The 24,941-nt window shown below is 60.8% G+C and carries 22 protein-coding genes; 13 read left to right on the forward strand and 9 right to left on the reverse strand.

Translation table 11 applies throughout. From position 1 onward, the window contains the following. Positions 1-1,005: a Gfo/Idh/MocA family protein gene (locus PMI11_RS19585; protein WP_007820371.1), complete on the reverse strand. Its 1,005-nt coding sequence runs from the start codon at positions 1,003-1,005 to the stop codon at positions 1-3. Positions 1,006-1,207: 202 nt separating this feature from the next. Here PMI11_RS19585 and PMI11_RS19590 point away from each other — a divergent pair, with 202 nt between their 5' ends. The 6 genes from PMI11_RS19590 (at position 1,208) to PMI11_RS19615 (ending at position 6,658) form a co-directional block, all read left to right on the forward strand. Continuing rightward, positions 1,208-2,500 (forward strand): ABC transporter substrate-binding protein, encoded by a 1,293-nt coding sequence (locus PMI11_RS19590; protein ID WP_007820372.1) that lies wholly within the window; start codon positions 1,208-1,210, stop codon positions 2,498-2,500. A 104-nt stretch (positions 2,501-2,604) separates the two neighbouring features. Beyond that, a complete protein-coding gene (locus PMI11_RS19595; protein WP_007820374.1) occupies positions 2,605-3,492 on the forward strand; it encodes a carbohydrate ABC transporter permease in 888 nt (295 codons plus the stop codon). 1 nt (position 3,493) lies between these two features. Beyond that, complete coding sequence (locus tag PMI11_RS19600) at positions 3,494-4,405, forward strand: carbohydrate ABC transporter permease (RefSeq protein ID WP_007820376.1); 912 nt, start codon at positions 3,494-3,496, stop codon at positions 4,403-4,405. A gap of 19 nt (positions 4,406-4,424) precedes the next feature. After that, on the forward strand, positions 4,425-5,507 hold the full coding sequence (gene ugpC, locus PMI11_RS19605) for an ABC transporter ATP-binding protein (RefSeq protein ID WP_007820378.1): 1,083 nt from the start codon (positions 4,425-4,427) through the stop codon (positions 5,505-5,507). Between the two features lie 48 nt (positions 5,508-5,555). Further along, positions 5,556-6,305: a ThuA domain-containing protein gene (locus PMI11_RS19610; RefSeq protein WP_007820382.1), complete on the forward strand. Its 750-nt coding sequence runs from the start codon at positions 5,556-5,558 to the stop codon at positions 6,303-6,305. Between the two features lie 71 nt (positions 6,306-6,376). Further along, a complete protein-coding gene (locus tag PMI11_RS19615) occupies positions 6,377-6,658 on the forward strand; it encodes a MurR/RpiR family transcriptional regulator (RefSeq protein WP_007820384.1) in 282 nt (93 codons plus the stop codon). A gap of 1 nt (position 6,659) precedes the next feature. Here PMI11_RS19615 and PMI11_RS19620 read toward each other — a convergent pair whose 3' ends face one another. The 3 genes from PMI11_RS19620 to PMI11_RS19630 all read right to left on the reverse strand — a co-directional run bounded on the left by PMI11_RS19620 (position 6,660) and on the right by PMI11_RS19630 (position 9,760). Then, a complete protein-coding gene (locus tag PMI11_RS19620) occupies positions 6,660-7,571 on the reverse strand; it encodes an SMP-30/gluconolactonase/LRE family protein (RefSeq protein WP_007820386.1) in 912 nt (303 codons plus the stop codon). A 98-nt stretch (positions 7,572-7,669) separates the two neighbouring features. Then, positions 7,670-8,491, reverse strand: a complete 822-nt coding sequence (locus PMI11_RS19625) for an SDR family oxidoreductase (protein ID WP_007820391.1) — start codon at positions 8,489-8,491, stop codon at positions 7,670-7,672. An 81-nt stretch (positions 8,492-8,572) separates the two neighbouring features. Further along, the gene (locus tag PMI11_RS19630) at positions 8,573-9,760 is read right to left on the reverse strand and encodes a phytanoyl-CoA dioxygenase family protein (protein WP_007820393.1); all 1,188 of its coding nucleotides are present in this window, start codon (positions 9,758-9,760) and stop codon (positions 8,573-8,575) included. 107 nt (positions 9,761-9,867) lie between these two features. Here PMI11_RS19630 and PMI11_RS19635 point away from each other — a divergent pair, with 107 nt between their 5' ends. After that, positions 9,868-10,881, forward strand: a complete 1,014-nt coding sequence (locus tag PMI11_RS19635) for a LacI family DNA-binding transcriptional regulator (protein WP_037071715.1) — start codon at positions 9,868-9,870, stop codon at positions 10,879-10,881. Between the two features lie 71 nt (positions 10,882-10,952). Then, on the forward strand, positions 10,953-12,170 hold the full coding sequence (locus tag PMI11_RS19640) for an adenylate/guanylate cyclase domain-containing protein (RefSeq protein ID WP_007820401.1): 1,218 nt from the start codon (positions 10,953-10,955) through the stop codon (positions 12,168-12,170). Between the two features lie 487 nt (positions 12,171-12,657). Here PMI11_RS19640 and PMI11_RS19645 read toward each other — a convergent pair whose 3' ends face one another. The 4 genes from PMI11_RS19645 to PMI11_RS19660 all read right to left on the reverse strand — a co-directional run bounded on the left by PMI11_RS19645 (position 12,658) and on the right by PMI11_RS19660 (position 15,980). Beyond that, a complete protein-coding gene (locus tag PMI11_RS19645) occupies positions 12,658-13,437 on the reverse strand; it encodes an SDR family oxidoreductase (RefSeq protein ID WP_007820402.1) in 780 nt (259 codons plus the stop codon). Between the two features lie 77 nt (positions 13,438-13,514). After that, the gene (locus PMI11_RS19650) at positions 13,515-13,910 is read right to left on the reverse strand and encodes a DoxX family protein (protein ID WP_007820403.1); all 396 of its coding nucleotides are present in this window, start codon (positions 13,908-13,910) and stop codon (positions 13,515-13,517) included. 94 nt (positions 13,911-14,004) lie between these two features. Further along, entirely contained in the window at positions 14,005-15,153 is a 1,149-nt protein-coding gene (gene dgoD, locus PMI11_RS19655) for a galactonate dehydratase (RefSeq protein ID WP_007820404.1), read from the reverse strand. An 86-nt stretch (positions 15,154-15,239) separates the two neighbouring features. Then, positions 15,240-15,980: a FadR/GntR family transcriptional regulator gene (locus tag PMI11_RS19660; RefSeq protein WP_007820405.1), complete on the reverse strand. Its 741-nt coding sequence runs from the start codon at positions 15,978-15,980 to the stop codon at positions 15,240-15,242. Between the two features lie 190 nt (positions 15,981-16,170). On the opposite strand from PMI11_RS19660, the gene PMI11_RS19665 reads away from it, so the two are divergent. The 5 genes from PMI11_RS19665 to PMI11_RS19685 all read left to right on the forward strand — a co-directional run bounded on the left by PMI11_RS19665 (position 16,171) and on the right by PMI11_RS19685 (position 23,794). Then, a complete protein-coding gene (locus tag PMI11_RS19665; protein ID WP_007820406.1) occupies positions 16,171-16,602 on the forward strand; it encodes an OsmC family protein in 432 nt (143 codons plus the stop codon). Positions 16,603-16,753: 151 nt separating this feature from the next. Beyond that, entirely contained in the window at positions 16,754-17,362 is a 609-nt protein-coding gene (locus PMI11_RS19670; RefSeq protein WP_007820407.1) for a TetR family transcriptional regulator, read from the forward strand. Between the two features lie 49 nt (positions 17,363-17,411). Next, positions 17,412-18,551: an efflux RND transporter periplasmic adaptor subunit gene (locus PMI11_RS19675; protein ID WP_007820409.1), complete on the forward strand. Its 1,140-nt coding sequence runs from the start codon at positions 17,412-17,414 to the stop codon at positions 18,549-18,551. 26 nt (positions 18,552-18,577) lie between these two features. After that, positions 18,578-21,727: an efflux RND transporter permease subunit gene (locus PMI11_RS19680; RefSeq protein ID WP_007820410.1), complete on the forward strand. Its 3,150-nt coding sequence runs from the start codon at positions 18,578-18,580 to the stop codon at positions 21,725-21,727. Between the two features lie 153 nt (positions 21,728-21,880). Next, a complete protein-coding gene (locus PMI11_RS19685; protein WP_081493278.1) occupies positions 21,881-23,794 on the forward strand; it encodes a beta-N-acetylhexosaminidase in 1,914 nt (637 codons plus the stop codon). Between the two features lie 50 nt (positions 23,795-23,844). Here the strand turns inward: PMI11_RS19685 and PMI11_RS19690 are convergent, their stop codons facing one another. Next, entirely contained in the window at positions 23,845-24,756 is a 912-nt protein-coding gene (locus tag PMI11_RS19690) for an ROK family protein (protein WP_007820412.1), read from the reverse strand. Positions 24,757-24,941 lie beyond the last annotated feature (185 nt).

Here is a 24,941-nt window from a genome sequence, read left to right on the forward strand (position 1 = left end):
CTATGCGGTGATCCTGACGGGGGTGCCGTCGGCCGCTGCCGATTCCTTGATTGCATCCCAGAGCCTAGCGAATCTGAGACCCATTTCAACGGAGCCGGAGTTTTCCATCGTTCCGGCGCGGATGGCGAGGAAATTCTTCATGGGATTGCCGAGAATCTCGGCCTCTTCGCGCGGCTCGCTGGTGCGCCCGACGCTGATTTCGCGCCAGCCGCCCCAGGCATCGATGCGCACGATCGCCTTCGAATAGAAGAAGGTGATGTAGGAAGCGCAGCCGGGAGGGCCTTCGCCTGCGGCCGTCAGCGTCACGAGCGCGCCATTCTTCAAACGGGCGGAAACGGCGGTGGCGATATCTACCTTCTTGCCGTGGTTGTTCATATAGGCGGAAACGCTGTCGAAATCGGAATTGGCGAGCAGGCAGACGGTGTTCATCATGTGCGCGCCGGTATCGAACATGAAGCCGCCGCCGGAGATTTCCGGCTGCTGTTTCCAGTGGCCGTCATAGTTCGAAGACCAGCTTTCCCAGATCATGCCCGAGATGGCGATCAGCTCGCCGAATTCACCCGACAGTGCGCGTTTGCGGGTATTGAGTACCAGTGGCGAAAGCCCGCCCTGGAAGGCGGTGACGATGGTGACGCCGCTCTTCTTCTGTGCCGCGATCAGCGTCTCGGCCTCGGCGACCGTGGTCACCATCGGCTTTTCAAGGAAGAGATCGAGGCCGGCTTCTGCGACGGCCGTCGCCTGCTCGGCATGGGAAGCGTGCGGGGTGGAGACATAGATGATGTCGAGTTCGTCGCGGCATTTTGTGAGCAGATCCCGGTAATCGGCGAAGCCCTTCGGCTCCGGCGCACCGGCCGCGGTGCAGACGTCAATCAGGCGTTTGCGGGAGGTTTCGCTGGTGTCGGCGAGTGCCACGAATTCAATTTCCGGCATCTTCGCCCAGCTCTGAGCATATTCAGCTGCTTTCAAGCCGGCGCCGATGACGCCGAGGCGCAATTTCTGAGACATCGAAATCCTCCCTGATATCGTTGTGCAAACGATTACACAAACGATAGATGTGATGCAAGTTATAAATAATAGAGCAAAATCAATATGATAATTTTATGGCGATTGATGGTTTAAAAATCATCTTGTCAGCATTCGGAATGCGTGTACATTTTCCTCACCGGTGCTGGAGGGCGCCGTGTCTCTAAAAAAGGGAGGACTTCCGTTGAAGAAGACGGTTATCGGTGGCCTGTGCGCCATCCTGCTCAGCGCGGTTTCGACGCTGGCGCATGCTGAAACAATTCGTATCGCCAATCACGGTCAGGCTGGCATCGACGCGATGAAGTCGACCGTCGAGCGGATCGAGAAAAAATACGGCGTGACGGTCGAGGTCGTCGAATATCCGGCGCCGGACAAAGACTATCTCACCAAGCTTCTGACGGAGCTTGGGGCAGGCAACGCGCCCGATCTCTTCTCCATTCCGACGACGGCTGCCGTTGCCGACATGGTGGAGGCCGGTTACCTCGCGCCCGTGACCGCCGAATTCAAGGCCTGGGATGGCTATACCAACCTCTATGATGTCGCCAAGCAGCTTGCCGTCAGCCCTGACGGAGAAACCTATGTGATGCCGTTCATGCTCGGCATTCAGGAAATCTATTTCCGCAAGGACGTTCTCGAAAAGGCTGGCATTTCTACCGAACAGCCGAAGACCTGGCAGGAGCTGCTCGACCGCGCAGCCGAGGTCAAGCAGAAGACCGGCTCCTACGGCCTGCTCTTCCCGGCCGGCGTTTCCTGGGGCAGCGGCGCCTTCGACGAAGGCTTCCAGCACCTGATCGTCGGCTCCAAGACGCCGCAGCTCGTCGGTGCCGACGGCAAGCTCGACCTCAACGGCGAAGGTGTGAAGGATGTCTTCAACGTCTACAAGACGCTGATCGACAAGGATCTGATGCCGGTGCAGCCGCTGCTCGGACCGGAACCGTGGGTCGTGCCGAAATATGAAATGTTCCCGGCCGGCAAGCTCGCCGCCACCACCTGCGGCTCCTGGTGCTACATTTTCGACTGGGGTCGTGAGAGCAAGAACCCCATCCCTGACGTGACCAAGATCGTCGGCACCTGGACCGTTCCTGGCCAGAGCGGCGGCCAGTACGTGCTTGCCAACCTCGCTGCTCCGTGGGCCGTCAGCTCCAAGTCCGCCAATGTGGAACTGGCCAAGAAGGCGCTGATGGAAATCGGCTCGGTCGCAACGCAGGTTTCGTACGCTGCCCGCATCGGCAACATTCCGGCCAGCAAGGACGCAGCCAAGGATCCGGATTTCCAGAAGCTGACGGAACTGGTTCCGATCCATGCTGCTGCCGGAAACGGCGTCTTCCTGAAACAGGCTTCCGGTTTCGGCACGGTTGCCGAAGGTGTGGCACGCGCCACCGAAGCCCTGCTGCGCAAGGAAACGGATGCAGCCGGCGCCCAGAAGATCCTTGTCGACTACGTCAAGGAAACCCTCGGCGACGACATGGTCAAGTAAGCCACGGCCTTCTTTTCCACCCAGGACGGGGACGCGGCATGATCGCTGCGTCTTCCCGCTTTCATTCGATAAGCCGGATTCATTCGATAAGGTTGTGAGCTTCAATGGCCCGAAACTCTCATGAAAAGCGAACCGAGCGCCAACTCCTGCTGGTTCTGCTGCCGTCGCTGATCCTGCTTCTGGCCTTTGTGATCTATCCCGCCCTCTATTCCGTCTATCTGAGCTTCACCAACGAGGCGCTGACAGGTGCTGCGGCACTGCGGCCGCGCTTCGTCGGCATCCGCAACTACGCGCGCCTTCTCAACGACGCGAAATTCTGGAATTCGCTGTTCGTCACCTTCGTCTTCGTCATGGGCTCGGCCGTCATCGGGCAATTCGTGCTCGGGCTGGTCTCGGCGATGGCATTGCGCCGGCCGATCCGTTTCCGCCAGTTCTTCTCCTCGATGATCCTGTTGCCGAACGCGGCACCTGAGGTCGTTGCCGGCTTCATGTGGATTTCGATGCTGGCCGGCGGCGAACATGCCACGCTGTCGCGCATCGTCGCCTTCTTCGGCATCGATCCTGCCGACTGGCTGAACGCCTTTCCGCTATCAATGATCATCATCGTCAATACCTGGCGCGGTATCGCCACCGCGATGATCCTGCTGACGGCGGGTTTGAGCACTATTCCCTCTGAAATCTACGAGGCGGCGCGCATGGATGGCGCGACACCCTCGCAGATGTTCCGCCGCATCACTCTGCCGCTGATGATGCCGACGATCCTGCTCTACATGCTGATCTCTGCCGTCTCCACCATCGCCGTCTTCGGCCTCGTCTATGCGCTGACGCGTGGCGGGCCGGGCGGGGCGACGGAGGTCGTCAGCATCTATATCTACAACCAGTCGTTTACGGCCTTCCAGCTCGGCTACGGCGCTGCGGTCGCGGTCGTCGCGCTCATCATCTCGCTGATCCTCGGCATCGGCTATGTGCGGGCCATGAAGGTGGAGGTCTGACATGGCCGTTATTTCCCCGAGCGAAGGTGCCAACAAGACCCGCTCCGACCTCATCGCCTATGCAACGCTGTCGATCATCTCGATCTTCTGCGCTGTGCCCTTTTTCTGGGTGCTGCTTGCCTCCGTCGACGGCAATGCGCAGCTCTTCCTGCGCTGGCCGGAGCAATGGACGCTAGCAAACTATGTGCGCGTCTTCACCAAGGAGGATGGGGCGAAATGGCTGTTCAATTCGCTCTTCGTGGTCGGCGGTGCGACGCTGATCGTCATGGTTCTGGCGGGTCTTGGCGGTTATGCGCTGTCACGCACGCGGGCGTGGTGGAAGCTGCCGTTTCTCTACGCGATCCTGCTGATCCGCGTGCTGCCGCCGACGGCACTCGTCGTGCCGCTCTACAAGTTCCTGCTGACGCTGAACAATGCGGAGGCTACGGTCCTGCGGCCGATCTTCGGCAGTTATGCCCGCGATATCATGCGCTGGACGGGGTTCATCGACGGCTATCTCGGCATCATGCTGGTGCTGGCCACCATGCAGCTGCCGCTCGGGCTCTGGATCATGAAGACCTTCTTCGACGGGTTGCCGCGCGACTATGAGGAGGCCGCTGTCATGGACGGGGCGACGATGATGCAGCGCATCCGCCGTGTGCTGATCCCGCTTGCCATGCCGGGGCTTGCGGCTGCCGGTCTCTTCGCCTTCATGTCGGCCTGGGGCGATTTCCTGCTGCCGCTGATCTTCCTGTCGTCGCCGGAGTTGCAGACGCTGCCGCTCGGTCTCTTCCGCGCCTTCCTGCGCATCAACGAGATCGACTACGGCCTGCTGACGGCGCTTGCCTTCATTTACCTGCTGCCGGCCGTCGTCGCCTTCGGCTTTGCGCGGCGCTTCCTCGTCCAGACCTTCTCGGGCGGTGTGAAGGGCTGAGATCAAGAAAGAGAAACGAATGATCAATCTCAGAAACGTTCGCAAATTCTACGGCGCGCTGGAGGTCATCAAGGGCGTCGATATCACGGTGGAAGATGGCGAATTCGCCGTGTTCGTCGGCCCGTCCGGCTGCGGCAAGTCCACGCTCTTGCGCATGATCGCCGGCCTCGAGGGTATCGAAGAGGGCGATCTGGTGCTGAACGGCAAGCGCATCAACGATGTGCCGCCGGACAAGCGCGGCATCGCCATGGTATTCCAGTCCTACGCGCTCTATCCGCATATGACCGTCGCGGAGAATATCGGCTTTTCGCTCAGCCTGAAGAAGGTGCCGGAAGCGGAAATCAAGAAGCAGGTAGAAGGCGTCGCTGAAATCCTGCAATTGACCGACTATCTCAACCGCAAGCCGGGAGCGCTTTCCGGCGGCCAGCGCCAGCGTGTGGCGATCGGCCGAGCCATCATCAAGAAGCCGTCGCTGATCCTCTTCGACGAGCCGCTGTCGAACCTCGATTCGGCACTTCGCGTGCAGATGCGCGCCGAGCTGCAGCGCCTGCATCGCGAGCTGAAGGCGACCGTCGTCTATGTCACGCACGACCAGGTCGAGGCGATGACGATGGCGGACCGCATCGTGGTTCTGAACAAGGGTGTCGTCGCCCAGCAGGGCGCGCCGATGGAACTCTATCATCAGCCGGAAAACGAGTTCGTGGCGACCTTCATCGGTTCGCCGAAGATGAACGTGCTGCCGATGACGGCAACGCGCCGGGATGCCGGCAAGGTGCATCTGGAAAGCCCGCTCGGTCTTGCCATCGATCTCTCGGATGCCAATGGCGCCGTGCCGCAGGGCGAGGCGAAGCTCGGCATCCGGCCTGAGCATCTGAAACTTGCGCCGCAGGGGCAGGGCGATTTTTCGGCCGAGGTCGTCATCGTCGAGCGGCTTGGCGTCGAGACCTATCTGACGGTCGGTTCGCAGCAGCAGCCGATCGTCGTGCGCACGGAGGGCGACATGACCATCCGTCCCGGCGATCGCGTGTCGCTGACGGCGGAGCGCGCCGGTTGCCATCTGTTTGATTCCGCCGGCCGGGTCATCCGTTCGGCAACCGCCTGACCTATTAGGGCTTGAAACACATCGAGGCCCAGAACATCGAGGAATAGCATGACAATCAAGGTCACGATCTGGAACGAAGGACGCCACGAGCAGGTCCACAAGGAAGTCCAGGATATCTATCCTGACCGTATCGACGGTGCGATCGCCGCAGGCATCGCCCATCCTGATTTCGAGATCCGCCGCGGCACGCTCGACGATCCGGATGAGGGCCTGCCGGATTCGGTGCTCAACGATACCGACGTGCTGCTCTGGTGGGGACATATGGCGCATGAGGACGTCAGCGACGGGCTGATCGACCGCGTGCAGCAGCGCGTGCTGAAGGGCATGGGCCTGCTGGTCCTGCATTCCGGCCATCACTCCAAGCTTTTTCGCCGGCTAATGGGAACCAACGCCAATCTCTCCTGGCGCGAAACGCCTGAGGGTGATCTGGAGCGTGTGTGGGTCGTCAATCCCTCGCATCCGATTGCAGAGGGCCTGCCGCCCTATTTCGAGGTCAATGCCTCGGAGATGTATGGCGAGCCCTTCGACATTCCGCAGCCGGACGAGCTGGTCTTCATCTCCTGGTATTCGGGCGGCGAAGTGTTCCGCAGCGGCTGCACCTTCCAGCGCGGCCGCGGGCGCATCTTCTTCTTCAGCCCCGGCCACGAGACCTATCCGATCTATCACGACAAGATCGTGCACAAGGTCATCTCGAACGGTATCCGCTGGGCGCAGCAAAAGCATACCGACGGCCGCATCCTGGAAAACTGGCATCGCAAAGAGCCTCTGCACGGCCGCCCCGACAAACCTAAGAGCTAAAAAGTTCCTCCCGTGGGGGCTGGGGCTATGATGACCCTGGCCTCCGCGGGCGGTGAACGATGGAGGAGAGAATGCAGACTGTTTCGATGAAGGCCGACAGCGATGCCTTTCTCAGCAAGGCATTCTGGGTGTCCATCCATCGCGACCTGCCGCAACGGCTCGATGCGCTGGCAAGGCTTGCCGCCGAACGGCCTGACATCTTCGCCTTCGAAAGCAGCCAGAAGATCGCCGGGCGCTGTAATGTCTCGCAGACCAGCGTCATCCGCTTTGCGCATCATCTCGGCTTTGATGGTTTCGCCGAGATGAAGCAGGTTTTCCAGCAGGGTCTGAGAGCCGCCGCCCGCAAAGGATAGCTTACGGGTACTGCGCGCCGTTCGTCGTCGTATAGATCGAATAGAGCGATTGCGTTGCGGTGATGAAGAGGCGGTTCTTCTTCGGGCCGCCGAAGGTGATGTTGGAAACGGTCTGCGGCACCTTGATCTTGCCGATCAGCGTTCCGTCAGGGGCAAAGCAGTGCACGCCGTCAGCGGCACTCGTCCAGAGATTTCCCGAGACATCGAAACGGAAACCATCCGGCACGCCGCTGTCGATCGAGCAGAAATAGCGGCTGTTCGTCAGCTTGCGGCTATCCACGACATCGAAGACGCGGATGTGGCGCGGAACGTCGTGGTTGGAGGAGCCGGAATCGGCGATGAAGAGCTGGCGTTCGTCGGGCGAGAAGGCAAGGCCGTTCGGCTGGATGAAATCGGTGACGACGGCTTCGATCTCGCCTGTCGCGGCATCGATGCGGTAGACGTTGCGCGTTTCCTGCTCTTCCGGGGACTTGTGGCCTTCATAGTCGGACATGATGCCGTAGCTCGGGTCGGTGAACCAGATCGAGCCGTCCGACTTGACGACGACATCGTTCGGGGAGTTCAGCCTTTTGCCGTTGTAGCTGTCGGCCAGCACGGTGATGCGGCCGTCGGGCTCTGTGCGGGTGACACGGCGGCCGCCATGTTCGCAGGAGACGAGGCGGCCCTGCCGGTCGCGGGTATTGCCGTTGACGTAGTTCGATGGCGAGCGGAAGACGGAGACGGTGCCATCCGACACCCAGCGCATCAGGCGCTCGTTCGGAATATCGCTCCAGATCAGGCAGTTCAGATCGGAAAACCAGACCGGCCCCTCGGCCCAGCGGCAGCCTGTGTATAGCTCTTCCAGCACTGCGCTACCGGCGATCAGAGCGCCGAAACGCTCGTCCCTGATGTCATAAAGCTCGCTTCCAGCCATGCCCGATTCCTCCCAGATCGATAGTGCTTCTTCGTAGCGGGAAACGGTTGAATCTGCCAGAGCCTGGCAGCAGAAAGCGCCGGGCTCTGGATGCGTTCTTAGAGGGCGGCGACCGGATGCGGCGAGCCGTCATAGGCGCCCCAGATCGACTGGTCGAAGCAGATGACGGAGCCGGTCATCAGGCCGGATTCGGTCGAGGAGAGATAGGCGCAGGCGCGGGCCACTTCTTCCGGGTCGACCAGCCGGCCGAAGGGCTGGCTGGCAGCAGCCTTGGCGAGCCAGTCATCCGAGGCCTTGTGAAATTCCTTCTGGATGCGGTCTTCGCCCTCGGAGGCCATCCAGCCGATGTTGAGGCCGTTGACGCGGATGCGGTTGCGCAAGAGCGCATAGGCGGTGTTCTTGGTCAGTGTCTCCAGCGCGCCCTTGGAAGCGCAATAGGCGGCGATGAAGGGCTGGCCGGCCTTGGCGGACATGGAGCCGATATTGACGATGGTGCCCTCGATCTTCTCGCGGCGCATGACCTTGACCGCTTCCTGCATGAGGAAGAAGGGGGCACGCACATTGATGGCGAACATGGCGTCGAAGAGTTCGGGGCTGGTATCGAGGATGGTGCCGCGGTCGGTGATGGCAGCGGCATTGACCAGCGCATCGACGCGGCCGAAGGTCTGGTCGCAGACATGGACGATCTTCTGCGCATCCTCGACCTTGCCGAGATCGGCCTTGACGTAGACCACTTTCGCGCCGGTCCTGGACGAAATCTCCTCGGCCTTCGCCTTGCCCTTGGCCTCGTTGCGGCCGCAGATGACGATGCCCTTGGCGCCGCGTTCGGCAAAGAGGTTGGCGATGGTGGCGCCGAGGCCCTGCGTGCCGCCGGTGACGATGGCGATCTTGCCGTCGAGGCGGGCGTAATCCGTGCTCATATCTCTTCTCCTCCTGATGATATGCGAATGGCCCCTCACGGGTGGTGAGGGGCTGTGGGATGATGATGGTGAATTAGAGCGTCAGCTCAGCTTCCTAGCTGACTGTTCGGCCAGGGCTTTGGTGAACGCGTCGTCGCTCCAGTTTTCGGCCAGCGCCTCATGCATCAGCTGCGCCTGGGTCTTCGGCGCGAGGCCGCCGAGCGGCGGGTCGCGGTCGAGATTGGTCGGGAAGGAATAGCCTTCCGCGCAGGAGGCTACGGCATTGGCGATCTCGCTGGCCGAAAGCCTGTTCTTCAGCGCCTTGAGGGCGGGGAAGAGCTTTGCGCTCATGCGCTCGCGATCGACCGTTTCCATCGCCCGGCCGAAAGCCGAGGAGACTTGCAAGAGGTTTGCCACACGCTTGATGTTCTTCGAGCGGTTGGTGCCGGCGGCGTGGAAGAGGGCGGGATTGAAGAAGACCACATCGCCCTTTTCCAGCGGCAGCTGCACATGGTTCTGCTCGAAGTAATCCTTGAATTCCTGGCGCTTGAGGGCGAGGTAGCCCGGCTCGTAGGTCTGGCTGTGCGGCAGGAAAAGCGTCGGGCCGCTTTCGAGCGGCATGTCGCAATGGGCAACGGCGCCCTGCAGCGTCAGCACCGGCGAGAGGCGGTGAACATGGGCCGGGAATTGTTCGATCACCTTGGAGGACTGGAAGCCGAGGTGATAGTCGCGGTGGGCCGATTGCGCCGCACCGCCAGGGTTCACGCGGTTGACCTGCGCCGTCATCTGGTAATGCGGGCCGAGCCATGCCTCGCTTGCCAGCGCCACGATGGCATTGCCGTAGTAGCGGGCAAAATTTTCCGGATCGGCCAGGCAGTGCTTTTCCAGCGAGTTCCAGATGCGGTCATTGGCGCCCGGCTTGGCGAAATGGTCGCCGCCGCCGGTCGACGTGCGGTGCTGCTCCTCGATGATCTCGTCGAAGATCGCACTCGCCCGGTCGACGATCCCGGTGTCTTCGTAGGCATGTTTGAAGACGACGACGCCGGGGCCGATGCCGAAGGCTTCCGAGATTTCGGCGAGAATGGCGCGGCGGCCTTCCGGCGTCGATGCCACCTCGATCACGGTGCGGCTGTCATAGATCAGCACGTTCTTCTCGACGGCTGCGGCCGTGGGATAATCGGCAAGGGCCGTGGTCTTTTCGGCAAGCGCGCGGAAATCGCTGAGATCGCAGGCGTCTTCTGTCAGCCAGACGCGGCCGGCGCGCAGTTTCTGCTGGTTGTCTGATTTCATCGGGTGCTCCTCCATGTCCGATGAGGGGACTATACGCCGTCGGCGATGATGATATAGATCAGGAATCCATCAAAAATCCATCAAAACGCCGGGGGTATGACAACGGCATGGCCCATCCCTTTCTCGTCAAGGACATCGCTTTCCAGGCCGGGCTCAGCGCCGCGACCGTTGATCGTGTGCTGAACGGCCGGCCGGGTGTCAGGCGGCAGACGGAGATGCGGGTCAAGGCGGCAATCACCGAGCTCGAGAAACAGGCGGGTGCCGATGTCGCCGGCCGCAAGCGCACGATCGATATCGTTATGGAGACGCCTGAGAGGTTCAGCACGGCGGTGCGGGCGGCCTTCGAAGCGGAGGTTGCGACCTTCCTGCCGACCGTCTTCCGCTGCCGGTTTCATTTTGCCGAGGTCATGCGGGCGGCGGAGCTCGTGCAGCTTCTCGACCGCATCCGGCTGCGCGGCACGCATGGTATCGTGCTGAAGGCGCCCGATGTGCCCGATATCGTCGCTGCCGTCGCAAGGCTCGATGCCGCCGATATCCCGGTCGTCACGCTCGTCACCGATCTGCCGAATTCGGCCCGGTCCGCTTATGCCGGGGCCGACAACCGGGCAGCAGGCGAGACGGCCGCCTATCTCATCGGCCGGCTCATCGGGCCATCAGGCGGCAAGGCGCTGGTGACGTTGTCGAGCGGCCGATTTCGCGGCGAAGAGGAGCGGGAGATCGGCTTTCGCCGGGTGATCCGCGCCCATTATCCGTCGATCGGCATTATCGAAGTCAGCGAGGGGCATGGCACGGATGCTGCAACCGGCACGCTGGTTTCGGCAGCCCTTGCCGGTGATCCTGCCATCAATGCCGTCTATTCGGTCGGTGGCGGCAATCGCGCGGTGCTTGCGGCCTTCGAGGCCGCGGGCAGGTCGGTCTCGGTCTTTGTGGCGCATGATCTCGATGCCGATAACCGCGCGCTGCTTGCCGAGCGGCGGATCGATTTCGTGCTGCATCACGATCTGAGGACGGATGCGCGCTCTGCCTTCCGCGCGATCATGGCGCGCGCCATTCCCACCAACCGGACCGCGTTTTCGGCTGTTGAAATCGTTACGCTCTACAATATGCCGGCTCCGCAATGATCCGTTCTGGTTGATTGTCTTTCCATCTACAGCAGATTCACGTTACAGCTTGCGGATCGTGAGGAGAGCGCATGGATCACAGCGACGTCGGCACAATCGCAGCATGGGTGACGGAACAAGGCTTGAACGGCGTGTCTGAAGCCGAGCTACTCGCCGGCTTTTGCGAAGCCTGCCGTAATGCGGGCATGCGTCTCGACCGCGCTATGGCGCTGATGGACACGCTTCACCCGGTGCATGAGGGGCGGGCCTTCCGCTGGGATAGCGTAGAGGCCTTCGAGGGCGAGTTCGAATATGGCCCTTCGAGCGAAGGCCAGGGACTGGATACCTGGCGCCGCTCGGCTTTCTACTATCTCTGGACAACAGGCACCAAAGAGGTGCGGCGCAGGATCGGCTTCGGCGATCCAACCGATTTCATTATGCTGGAGCAGATCCGTGCTTCGGGCCATACGGATTATGTCGCCATGGCGCATCGCTTCGCCGAGGCCGGGACGATCGGTGAGATGGATTGCTTCTTCTCGCATTTCTCGACCAAACACCCGGAAGGCTTTTCGGAGCAGGATCTTATCATCCTGCGCAAGCTGGTGCCGGTGCTTGGGCTGGCGATCAAATGCGTCGCTCTTGCCCGCATCGCCCGAACCATCGCGGAAGTCTATCTCGGCGAGGATGCGGCGCGCCAGGTGATGGATGGCAAGATTTCGCGCGGCAAGACCGAGCGGATTTCGGCAGCACTCTGGTTTTCCGACCTTTTGAACTACACGAAGATCTCAGACAATTCCGCCCCGGAAGAGATCATCCCGCTGCTCAACGAATATAGCGAGGTGGTGATCACCGCGATCCATGAGGCCGGCGGCAATGTTCTGAAGCTGATCGGCGATGGCGTGCTTGCCATCTTCAAGGGCGAGGATCCGGCGCAAAGTTGTTCAGCGGCCCTGCAGGCCGAGCGTCTGCTGCGCCAGAAGCTTGCGGCGCTGAATGCGGCGCGCGAGGTGGACCGGCGGCCGACGACCGATGTCTATATCGGCCTGCATATCGGCGATGTCTTCTACGGCAATATCGGCAGTCAGGACCGCCTGGATTTCACGGTCATCGGGCCAGCGGTCAATGAGGTGAGCCGCATTGCCTCGATCTGCCGTTCGGTTGATCTCAATGTGCTGATGTCGTCGGATTTCGAAGCGGCGATCCCCGAGGCGGAACGCAACGTTCTCGCCTGTATCGGCCGCTATGCTCTGCGCGGCGTCAAACGCCCGCAATTGCTTTACACGCTGGAAAGCGCGCGGCTGAACGGCTGACCAGCAAGATCCATCAGCGTTCGGAGCCTGCATAGGATGCATAAGATGCAGGGGCAGTTTCCCACGCTTTCTAGAAGATGTCAGATTCGTTGTGTGTCATGTGAATGTCTGACATTTCTCCGCGAAGGTAGGAAGAAACCTATGCAAGTTATGCATCCTATGCACTATGCTGATGGACCGGTCGGCCTCAGGTATGCAAAGCGACTCGAATTCGATGCTCGAGCGATGTACCGGATCCGTCGCGGATCGCTTCGCGTTTTCGCAAGACAGGCTTCACGCTTCGGCAAGATCTGCGAGGCTTGAGTGCCTGCATAGGCTGCAGGAGCCGCATAGGCAAATTCTTACGCTTCCTAGGAAATGTCAGGTTATATATCTGTCATGTGGATGTCTGACATTTTCCCACATACGACCAAAAATGCCTATGCAGCCTCTGCTGCCTATGCACAGTGCCGCTCATCCCGTCGGCTGTTCGCTCCGAGCAACTGCTCTAACGCAGCAACCCCTGTCCGCCGTCGATCCAGACGGGCGTGCCGGTAATATGCCGGGCACGTTCGGAGGCCAGGAAGAGGATCGTCTCGGCGACATCGTCGCTCGACCCCGCCTTGCCGCCGGTAATGGGGATTTCGCCTTCCGGCCAGATGACGGGCACCTCGGTTTCTTCACGGTGACGCGTGGTGGTGTTGGCTGAAATGCTGGTTTCGATCGCGCCTGGGCAGACGGCATTGACGCGGATGCCGTGTTTGCCGAGTTCCAGCGCCAGCTGCTGCACCATGGCGACCTGGCCGGCCTTGGTGGCGGTATAGGCCGTGGCGCCCGGTGTGGTGAAGGTGCGTGTGCCGTTGATGGAGGAAACGACAATGATGGAGCCACCGTTTATCTTCAGATAGGGTACGGTCAGATGCAGGGTCAGATAGGTGCCGCGCAGGTTCACGGCCATGGTCTGATCCCATTCGTCGGGTTTGAGGTCATCGATCGGCGCCCAGACGCCGTTGATGCCGGCATTGGCGACGACGATGTCGATACCGCCGAAGGCCTCGGTCATCTTGTCGATCGCGATGCGCATCTGTCCTTCGTCGCTGGTATCGGCAGTCAGTTCGATCGACTGGCCGCCGGCCGCGACAATCTCCTTGCAGGTCTGCAGTACCTCGCTTTCGGTACGGCTCAGTACCGCAACCTTTGCGCCTTCAGCGGCGAGCTTCAATGCGGTTGCCTTGCCGATGCCGGAGCCTGCGCCGGTCACCAATGCGATCTTTCCCTGCAACTCCATCGACCGTTCCTCTTTGTGGTTGCCGGAAAGGCAATGATCGGGGCGGCTCTTGGTTCCGGAGCGCGTGGCGTTGAGGACTATTTCAGGAGGTTATGGCGAAGCGCCCACTTTTCCGGTCCGTGAACGGCGGCGAAGAGCAGGCCGGCCAGAAAGGAGAAGTGATCGACGAAGAAGCCGAACTCGGCCTGGTTCTGCTGCCAGAGCGACGGGCCATGGAAGGAGAAGGCGAGGAAGATCACGTAAATGCCTGCGAGCAAGCTGGCCTCGCTGAAGAAGGCGCCTGTGATGAAGGCGAGCGCCAACGCGATCTCGAAGAAAGCCGCGATCCAGGCAAGGAATGTTGCCGCCGGAAAGCCGGCCGCGGTGATATAGGCTGCCGTCGCGCCGATATCGGCGAATTTGAAACCGGCAGCCATGAAGAAGATGAAGCTGAAGATGATGCGGGCGATCAGGACTGCGATTGCTCTGGCCATGTGAAATCTCCTCTTTGAGCTTCCACCATGACGGATGAGCTGTCCGCGATCCGACAGGGAGAATGAAAAAGGACCGCTTTCGCGGCCCTTCTGGTTACCATTCGGCGAAGCTGCCATCTTCGTGGCGCCAGATCGGGTTGCGCCAGCGATGGCCCTCCTTGGCGCGCTCGATGACATAGGCTTCGTCCACTTCGACGCCGAGGCCGGGGCCTTGCGGGATGGAGACGAAACCGTCGGCGTACTGGAAGACTTCCTTGTTGGAGATGTAATCGAGGATGTCGTTGCCCTTGTTGTAGTGGATGCCGAGGCTCTGCTCCTGGATGAAAGCATTGTAGGAGATGGCATCGACCTGCAAGCAGGCGGCAAGCGCGATCGGCCCGAGCGGGCAGTGGGGCGCGAGCGCCACGTCATAGGCTTCGGCCATGGCTGCGATCTTGCGGCATTCGGTGATGCCACCGGCATGCGACAGATCCGGCTGGATGATGTCGACATAGCCGTCCGACAGGACCGACTTGAAGTCCCAGCGCGAATAGAGGCGTTCGCCGAGCGCGATCGGCGTCGAGCAATGATTAGCGATTTCCTTCAGGGTTTCGCGGTGTTCTGACAGGACCGGCTCCTCGATGAACATCAGCTTGTAGGGCTCCAGTTCCTTGGCGAGCACTTTTGCCATCGGCTTGTGGACGCGGCCGTGGAAATCGACGCCGATGCCGATATGCGGGCCGATCGCTTCGCGGATGGTGGCGATGGTCTCGACCGCCTTGTCGATCTTCTCGTTGGTGTCGACGATCTGCATCTCTTCGCAGCCGTTGAGCTTGATGGCCTTGAAGCCGCGGGCGACGACGTCCTTGGCGTTGCGGGCGACATCGGAGGGGCGATCGCCGCCGATCCAGCTGTAGACCTTGATGCGGTCGCGTACCTGGCCGCCGAGCAGCGAATGGATCGGCTGGCCGAGTGCCTTGCCCTTGATGTCCCAGAGCGCCTGGTCGATGCCCGAGATCGCCGACATGTGGATGGCGCCGCCGCGGTAGAAGCCGCCGCGATACATCACTGTCCAGTGGTCTTCGATCAGGAAGGGGTCCTTGCCGACAAGATAGTCGGCGAGCTCGTGAACGGCGGCCTCGACGGTCAGCGCACGGCCTTCGACAACAGGCTCGCCCCAGCCGACGATGCCTTCATCGGTTTCGATTTTCAGAAACAGCCAGCGCGGCGGAACGATATAGGTAGTCAGTTTGGTGATCTTCATGGAAATCGTGCTCTCGTTTCGCTTCGTGTTCCCATCAGCGGCCGAGCCGCCGATATTGTTCTGAGTTCTGTTATTTCGTCATTTCGTTATCTCGTTCGGCCGGCGGCTGTGAGGTCGCGTTTGGCGAGGTCGAGAATTCGGTTGACGCAATCGCGCGCGCTTGCCGCGTCCCGCAGGCGCAGTGCCTCGACCACCTTGCCATGCAGGGCAAGCGCCTCGCGGTGATCAGGCATGGCGAGGTTCGAGGCGTGGAGCGCAAATTTCAGGGCGGCATGGATAGCGCTGGAGAGGCGATGGAAGACCTGGTTATGGCTCGCCTTGAGAAGCACCGTATGGAAGAGCAGATCCGCCTCGGTGAAAGCTTCGGAATCGTCGCTCGCCGACTGCATGCGCTGCCAGGCATCGTCGAGATCGGCGATCTCCTGAGCGCTCGCGCGGCTTGCTGCATATTCGGCGGCAGCCGGCTCGATGGTGCGGCGGGCTTCAAGAATGCTGGCAAGCAAGTCGAAATCGCCGAGATGCGGTCCCATCCATTCCAGCACATCCTGATCGAGGATATTCCACTCGTCCTTGTCGCAGACGGTGGTGCCGATGCGCGGCTTGCCGCGCACAAGTCCCTTGGATTCCAGAACCTTCAGGGATTCGCGGATGACGGTGCGGCTGACGCCATGGAGTTCGCAGAGATCGTTTTCGCGCGGCAGCAGTGTACCGACAGCATAGCGGTTGGCGCAGATATCTTCGGCAATCGCCGCCGTGACGTTACGGCGGACGCGCGGCCGGCGCTCGGGCGCCGAGCTCTTTTCGTCGCGTCTTGCTGCAGGCTGCATCGAAAGGCTCCTCGTGACCGGTCTTTTAAAGCAATCATCATACATAAACAATGCTCTTGTATGATGATTGGTATTCAATCTGGTGTCGTCTTCCGCGGATAGAGGACTATATTGCCGGTCGTAAGGGCAGAGTGTCCTTCGCGGTGGAGCGGCGCAACGCTTCGAAAATCAATCGAAACAGGAGGACGGCATGCAGATCAATCGTACAGCTTCGGCCCATTGGTCGGGTGGTCTCAAGGACGGCAAGGGGCAGATCTCGACCCAGAGCGGCGCGTTGAGCAATTATCCCTACGGCTTCGCAAGCCGCTTCGAAGGCATTGCTGGCACCAACCCGGAAGAGCTTATCGGCGCGGCCCATGCAGGCTGCTTCACCATGGCGCTGTCACTGATCCTCGGCGAAGCCGGCCTCAAGGCCGACCATATGGAAACATCGGCCAAGGTGACGCTCGAAAGCGTCGAAGGCGGCTTTGCCATCACCGCCATCCACCTGTCACTGTCCGGCAGCATTCCCGGCGCCGACCAGGCGAAGTTCGAAGAACTTGCCGGCATGGCGAAGGCTGGTTGCCCGGTTTCCAAGGCACTTTCTGCCGTTCCGATCACGCTCGACGTCAAGCTCGTCTGATCTTTCAAACCTGTTTTCGTTGCGATGCCGCAGCCTGCCCAGGCTGCGGCATTTTTGTTTGCATCGCAAAATCATTGACAAGTGAGGGATGATATTTTACGACTGACGAAATTCGAATTTCGTCAGTCGTAAAATATCAGGCCCGAAACCCATGGATGACATCGCGGAAACCACGCTGGACGTCACACGGCAGGAAAATATCACCCGCATCCTGGATGCGGCCGAGCGGCTTTTCCGCCACTACGGCTATTCCAAGACGACCGTCGCGGATGTGGCCCGCGACCTCGGCATGTCGCCTGCCAATATCTACCGTTTCTTCGCCTCCAAGGTTGAGATCCACCAGGCGATCTGCGGACGCATGCTGGCGATGAGCTATGAGCTTGCAGCCAATATCTGCCATCAGAAGATCGGCGCTTCCGACCGGCTGCGCCAGTACGTGCGCAGCCAGTACCAGCTGACGCTCGACATGATGCTCGATCAGCAGAAAGTGCATGAGATGGTGATCGTCGCGATCGAACGCGACTGGCATGTCATCGAGAAACACATCGACTCCATTCACGCATTGATTGCCGACGTTATCCGCGACGGCATCGCTGCCGGTGAATTCGCCGATCAGGACCCCGAGGTCGCCTCCCGCTGCTTCGGAGCGGCGACCATCAATCTCTGCCACCCGCAAATGGTTGCCCAATGTCTTGCCAAGACAAACCGGGCGGCCGTGGACGAACTGATCGAATTTGCGATCAGGGCACTTAGAAAATAAGCGCGGCAAAGACCGTCAAGAAAACCCGAAACGATCAGGAGTGCGAAAGATGTTTTCGCTCAAGACCTTCAGTAACCGCGTGCCGTTCGTCATGAGCCTCGCGCTCCTTGGCGCGGTCGGGCTCGGCGTCGCCGGCTGCACGGAAGAAAAGGCAGAGGTCAAGGAGGTCATCCGGCCAGTCAAGGTGGTGGAGATCACCAAGGCTGGCGATACCCGTACGCTCGATTATTCCGGATCGGTAAGGGCGCGCACGGAAATGAACCTCGGCTTCCGCGTCGGCGGCAAGATCACCGAGCGTCTCGTCGATATCGGCGAACAGGTGAAGCCGGGTGACGTTCTCGCGCGGATCGACTCGACCGACTATCAGCTTGCGGTGAAGACTGCCGACGCCAATCTCGCCGCCGCCGAAAAGGCCGTCGAGACGGCCGATATCGCCAACCGCCGCGCCGAGCAGCTCTTCGACAAGAATGTCGCGCCGAAATCACAGGTCGAGCAGGCTTCTCTCAGCCACGATCAGGCGATTTCGACCCGCGATGCCGCCGCGTCCGCGCTCGATCAGGCGAAGAACCAGGTGAGCTATACGGAACTCAAGGCCGACCATAGCGGTATCGTGACCACCATCAATGCCGATGTCGGACAGGTCGTGGGATCCGGCACGCCTGTCGTTGCCGTTGCGGTCGATGGCGAGAAGGAAGTGCAGATCGCGGTGCCGGAAAACGATATCGCCCAGTTCAAGCCCGGCAAGACCGTGAAGGCGAGCTTCTGGTCCGATGACAAGCTTGTACATGACGGCACCGTTCGTGAGGTCGCAGGCAGCGCCGATCAGCAGTCACGCACTTTCGCCGTGCGTGTCAGCCTGCCGAACGATCCGCGTGTGCTGCTCGGCATGACGGCGACGATCGAGGCCGATGTCAGCAATACCAACACCTATGTTTCCATTCCGCTCAGCGCGCTGGCGCAGAAGGACGGCAAGAAGGTTGTCTGGACCGTCGATCGCGGGACGGCGACCGTGCACTCCCGCGGTATCGAGGTCGCCGATTTCACCGGCGATGGCGTGCGCGTAACCAATGGGCTCGATAATGGCGATCTCGTCGTTGCCGCCGGTACCCAATTCATGAGCGAAAACCTGCAGGTCAAGCTTCCCGATCAGCAATCGGCTGCCGCCGAAACGGACGCAGCCGTCCGCTGAACGGCTCAAGGAGAGGGAACAGGATCATGGACGCCAAAACCACTGAAAAGCGCCCCTTCAATCTTTCGCGCTGGGCGATCGGCCATCCGAGCATCGCGCGCTTCCTTTTCGGGCTGATCCTGATCACCGGCGTGCTCGGCCTGACGCGCATGGGCCAGAAGGAAGATCCGGACTTTACCTTCCGCGTCATGGTTGTGCAGGCGATCTGGCCCGGTGCCTCGCTTCAGGACATGGAAGACCAGGTCACCAACAAGATCGAGCGCAAGCTGCAGGAAACGCCGCATCTCGACTGGGTGAAGTCCTATACGCGCGCCGGCAGCACGATCATCACCGTGCAGGTAAAGGGCGATACGAATTCGGCTGATGTGGCCGACGCCTTCTATCAGGTGCGCAAGAAGGTCGGCGATATCAGCGGCGACCTGCCGCAGGGCCTGCTTGGCCCGTATTTCAACGACGAATTCGGCGATACCTTCATCACGCTGCATTCGATCAGCGGCGACGGCTATTCCTATCCTGAGCTGAAAAAATACGCGATCCAGGCGCGTGACATGCTGCTGACAACGCCCGGTGTCGAAAAGGCCGTCATCATCGGTGACCAGCCGGAGAAGATCTATATCGACGTCTCCTCCAAGGCGCTCGCCGAGCGTCGCCTGACGATCCCTGATCTCCAGAATGCCATCAAGGGCCAGAATGCCGTCGATCCGGCTGGTAATGTCGATACCGGTCTGCGTTCGGTGCGCATCTCGGTCGAAGGCAACGTCCACAAGGTGGAAGATATCCGCGAACTGCGGCTGCGCTCCGGCAATCAGGTGACGCGCCTCGGCGATATCGCCACCGTCACATCAGGCCTCGAAGATCCCTACCAGCGCAAGTACCGCTATAACGGTCACGAGAGCGTGCAGGTCGGCGTCGTTATGGCCAAGGGCTTCAAGGTCACTGATGTCGGCAAGGACGTCGACGCGACCTACAAGCGCTTCGAGGACTCGCTGCCTTATGGCGTCTCTGTCGATCAGATTTCCAACCAGCCTGACGTCGTGACCGATGCGGTCAGCGAATTCATGCATGCGCTCGGCGAAGCTCTCGCCATCGTGCTCATCGTCTCGTTCCTGTCGATCGGCTGGCGCTCGGGTCTGGTAATTGCCATCGCCATTCCGCTGGTATTGGCTGCGACCTTTGCCATCATGTACGAACTCGGCATCGACCTGCAGCGCATTTCGCTCGGTGCGCTCATCATCGCGCTCGGCCTGCTGGTCGACGATGCGATGATCGTCGTGGAATTGATGGAGCGAAAGCTCGAGGAGGGTCTCGTCAAGATCGACGCGGCGAGCTTCGCCTATTCCTCGACTGCTTTCCCGATGCTGACGGGTACATTGATCACCACGGCCGGCTTCATTCCCGTCGGCTTTGCTGCATCGACCGCCGGCGAATATGTGCGCTCGCTCTTCTATGTCGTCGGCATTGCGCTGGTGACCTCGTGGTTCGTGGCGGTCTATTTCACGCCATGGCTTGGCTACATGATCCTCAAGCAGCGCAAACATGCGGGCGGCGATCATCATGATGTGTTCGACACACGCTTCTATCGCGGCCTGCGTCGTACAGTCGGTTGGGCGGTGCGCCATCGCGTCATCGTACTTGCGCTGACGCTTGCCACTTTCGTCACCAGCCTGTGGAGCTTCCAGTTCATTCCGCAGAACTTCTTCCCGCAGTCCTCCCGTCCGGAAATCCTCGTCGATCTCTGGCTGCCGGAGGGAACCAGCATCAAGCAGGTGGAAGTCGAGGCCAAGGCGCTGGAAGCCAAGATGATGGACGATCCCGACAAGAAGTTCATCGCCACCTATATTGGCGAAGGCGCGCCGCGCTTCTTCCTGCCGCTCGACCAGCAGCTTCGTAACCCGAACTACGCCCAGATGCTGATCATGGCCAATGACGAGCCGGCCCGCGAGCGACTGATCACCAAGCTCAGGACAATCCTTGCAGAAGATTTCCCCGACATCCGCGGCAAAGTCGATCGTCTGTTTCTCGGCCCGCCGACGGGCTGGCCGGTGCAGATGCGCGTGATGGGGCCGGATCGTGCTGAAGTGCGCAGGATTGCCGATCAGGTGAAGGAGCGCTTCACCAAGGATCCGATACTCGGTGCTGTTCATGACGACTGGCTGGAGCCGGTGCCGGCGATGAAGCTGGTCATCGATCAGGACCGTGCCCGCGCACTCGGCGTCACTTCGCAGCGCGTCCGACAGATGCTGCAGACCGCCATGTCCGGGGCGCCGCTCGACGACTTCCGAGACGGCGAGGAGACGGTCTCGATCGTCGCCCGCGAGCCGGACGCGAACCGTTCGCTGCTCTCGGCCGTTAATTCGGTCTATGTTCCGACGGATTTCGGCGGCTTCGTTCCGGTTTCGCAGATCGCCAAGGTCGTGCCTGTCGTTGAACAGGGTCTCGAATGGCGGCGCGACCGCCTGCCGACGATATCGGTGCGTGCAACCCTGCCCGACAATGTCCAGTCGAACGACGTGGTGACCAAGCTCTACAACGACATGCAGGACCTGCGGAACAGCCTGCCGGCCGGTTACAAGATCGAGATCCAGGGCGGTGCCGAGGATTCGGCTGAAAGCCAGGCCTCGATTGCCGCCAAGGCGCCGATCATGCTCGTCGTCATCATGATCCTGCTGATGGCGCAGCTGCAGCACTTCGGCAAGGCGATGCTGGTCTTCGCCACCGGTCCGCTCGGCATTATCGGCGCGGCCTCGGCCCTGCTGATCAGCGGTGCTCCCTTCGGCTTCGTGGCGATCCTCGGCGTCATTGCGCTGCTCGGCATTATCATCCGCAACTCGATCATTCTCGTCGACCAGATTGACCAGAATATCAAGGCGGGCATGCACAGGCAGGAGGCGATCATCGGGGCTGCCGTGAACCGCTTCCGGCCGATCACGCTGACGGCGCTGACGGCCGTGCTTGCGCTGATCCCGATCTCGCGCGGCGTCTTCTGGGGTCCGCTCGCCTACGCCATGATGGGCGGCATCCTGGTCGCCACCGTGCTGACCATCCTCGTGCTGCCGGCCGGCTATGCCCTGTTCTTCGGTCGCGAGCCGAAGACCAGGAATGACGAATATGCCAATGCCAACCAGGAAGAGGCGGATGGAGATATCCATCATCCGCCGGCATTGGCAGCCGAATGAGGCAATGGCGCGGTCGAGGCCGCGCCATTTTTGTTTCAGCTCATCAGGTTCGGCAGGTAGCCGGCAAAGCCTGATATTTTCCAGCGGCCGAGAAGACGGTGGCGCTAAACGGGAGTAAAGATCGCTCTATATAAGCTGGAGGGAGGTATGACCGTGGCCGATTACCGTCTGGAAGCGAGCTGGAGTCCGGTCGAAGGAAGCTTTGGGCGCTTCACCTTCACGCTATTCAATCTGTCCGCCAAGACGCTGTCCGGCTTTACGCTTGCCTACACGTCGTTAACCCGCGTGGCGGACAAGCATGTCGCCGAGGGTGCGACACTGAAACGGCGCGTGGCGAATTTTCATGAATATTCTCCGCCCGAGGGGCTCACCATCAAGCCAGGTGGCAGCTGGCAGTTTACGGTGGAAGGCCTGACGAACGGCCCGAAGCATGTCACGTCGGGCATCAAATCCGCCTACCTCACGCTAGCCGATGGCCGGCATGTGCCCGTCAGCTTTGGCGATCTGATGCTCGCTGGTGTCGAGCGCGGCGAATTGCCGGAGCTTCTGCCGAAGGGCGAGGTGACAGAGCCCTTTTCGCTGCTGCCCTGGCCGTTGTTCTTGTCGTTGCGGCCGGACGATATGCCGCCCGTCGCGCTTTATCCAGCAGCTGGCTCGAGCGCCAAGAATATCAGGGCCGTGGAGAAGGTGCTCGCCCTCTACCAGCGGCTCTTTCCGGCCGACAACGTGCCTTTCACGCTGCAGCCGGTTCAGGGGGGGCGGCAGATCCGCTTCAAGGGGGAATCCTCGATCATGGAGGCGGCCTATGAACTGCGTTTCACGGCACAAGAGATCATTCTTGGTACCGACGATGCGGCCGGGCTGCTTTACGGATTGATCAGTCTTGCGCAACTGCTGCATGGAGCGCGCCATGATCCGGAAACCTTTCAGTTTCCGGTCTTCGGCACTATCGCCGATCAGCCCCGCTACACATGGCGCGGCTGTCATCTCGATGTCAGCAGGCAGTTTTATCCGGTCCCTGATATCAAACGGCTGATCGATATCCTCGCCTGGAACAAGCTCAATATTTTTCACTGGCATCTGACCGACGATGAAGCCTGGCGGCTGGAGATCAAGGCCTATCCTGAGCTTACGGAGATCGGTGCAAAGCGTGGGCCTGACGAAGTTCTGTTGCCGCAGCTCGGCGATGGCGCGGAGCCGCGTTCAGGATTTTACAACCAGGAAGATGTCCGAGGGGTCGTTGCTCATGCAGGCATGCTGCGTGTCGAAGTCGTGCCGGAGATCGATATACCCGGTCACAGCTCCGCAGCACTCCTCTCCCTGCTGCAACTCGTCGATGGACAGGAGGCGCCGGACGGCTACCGGTCGGTGCAGGGATATCCAAACAATGCGCTCAATCCAGCGGTCGAATTCACTTATGAGTTCCTCGGCAAGGTGTTCGACGAAATGCTCCCGCTCTTTCCGTCCGAATATATTCATATCGGCGGCGACGAGGTGCCACATGGCTCCTGGCTTGCCTCGCCGCTTTGCAGAACGCTGATGGAGCGTGAGAAGCTTGCGGGCACGGCCGAACTGCAATCCTATTTCCTCCGGCGGATCAAGGCGATGCTTGCCGAGCGCGGCAAGAAGCTTGCCGGCTGGAACGAGGTTTCGCAGGGCGGCGGCGTCGATCGCGAAGGCACACTGCTGATGGCCTGGGAAAAACCTGACGTCGGCATCGAGCTGGCAGGGGAGGGCTATGATATCGTCATGACGCCGGGTCAGGCCTACTATCTCGACATGGCGCAGGCCGAAGACTGGGGAGAGCCGGGTGCCAGCTGGGCCGGTTTCACGCCACCGGAAAAGACCTATGCTTACGAAGCCGAAGGCGAATTGCCGGAGGAGCTGAGGGAGCGGATGCGCGGCATCCAGGCCTGTATATGGGGCGAGAATTTCGTCTCGCGGGCCTATTTCAACCGGCTGGTCTTCCCGCGGCTGCCGGCCATCGCGGAAGCCGCCTGGACTCCCTGTCTGCGAAAGGACTGGCTGCGCTTTGCCGCGATCGTCCGGATGTGGCCGACGCTTTAGAACTCTGTTTTTGCGCGATCCAGCAAAGCCGCACAGTTATTGGAATTGCACTATGCAGCTTCAGCCTTGAGGCCCAGAAGTGCCGCGCCGATCAGGCCCGGTTCGATACGGCATTCGCTGCGCACGACCAGCGGGCGGTCGAATTTCCGCAGGATACGAGCGCGCACCGCTTGATCCAGCTCAGCCAGCAGCGGCTCCACATTAGAGAGGCCGCCGCCCACAGGCACGATGGTTGCGCCTGTGAGGTTGATGGCGAGTGCTAAGGGCGAGGCGACGAGATCGACATAAACGTCGATCGTGCGATTGGCTTTTTCCTGGCCGTTGCGCCAGTTGGTGATGATTTCCTCGCTGGAGAAATCGAGATCGTGCAGCGTCTTGTGCAGGCGTTCCAGACCACGCGCGCCGCCGACGGTATCGACACAGCCTTTCTGGCCGCAGCCACAGGCATAGGCGGGGATCGCAACCGGCGGAGTGCCGGCCTGCGATGCGATGATCGGGCCGTGGCCCCATTCGCCGGCAAAGCCGCCTGACGCATTGATGAGGCGCCCATCTGAGACGACGCCGCCGCCGACGCCGGTGCCGAGGATGGCGCCGAAGACGATGCGATGGCCGCGGCCGGCGCCGAGTTCGGCTTCCGCCATGGCGAAGCAATCGGCATCATTGGCGATCAGCACAGGCAGGCTGAGCTCAGCCTCCAGGTCGGCGGCGAGGTTGCGGTCGTGGATGCAGGGGATATTGGCGACGATGAGGCGCTGCGTGTCCGGGTCGACGACACCGGCAATCGAGAGTGCAATGCGCGAGGGCTGCTCGCCGGCCTCGGCGATGATGCTCTTCAGCGTCGCGACGAAAGCCGGGAAATCATCCTTGGGGGTCGGGCGACGGCCAAGCGGTACGATGTCGGATTCCGAACGCGCAATCCCGCCCTTGATGGCGGAGCCTCCGATATCGAATGAAATAATCATCTGATGTCTGCCAATTGTCTGTGCTTGGCGTCTGCTCGCACTCTTGGCGGCGAATTACAAGGATTATTCGATAAATGAACAAAGCCTGATCATTATGAGCTGATAATTTCATCCGCCAAGGTCATGCTATTGGCATATTGCATGGGCAAGCTTCTCATCATTCACCCTCCCCGGCCGGATTCATG

Source organism: Rhizobium sp. CF142 (assembly GCF_000281145.1).
GTDB lineage: Bacteria > Pseudomonadota > Alphaproteobacteria > Rhizobiales > Rhizobiaceae > Rhizobium.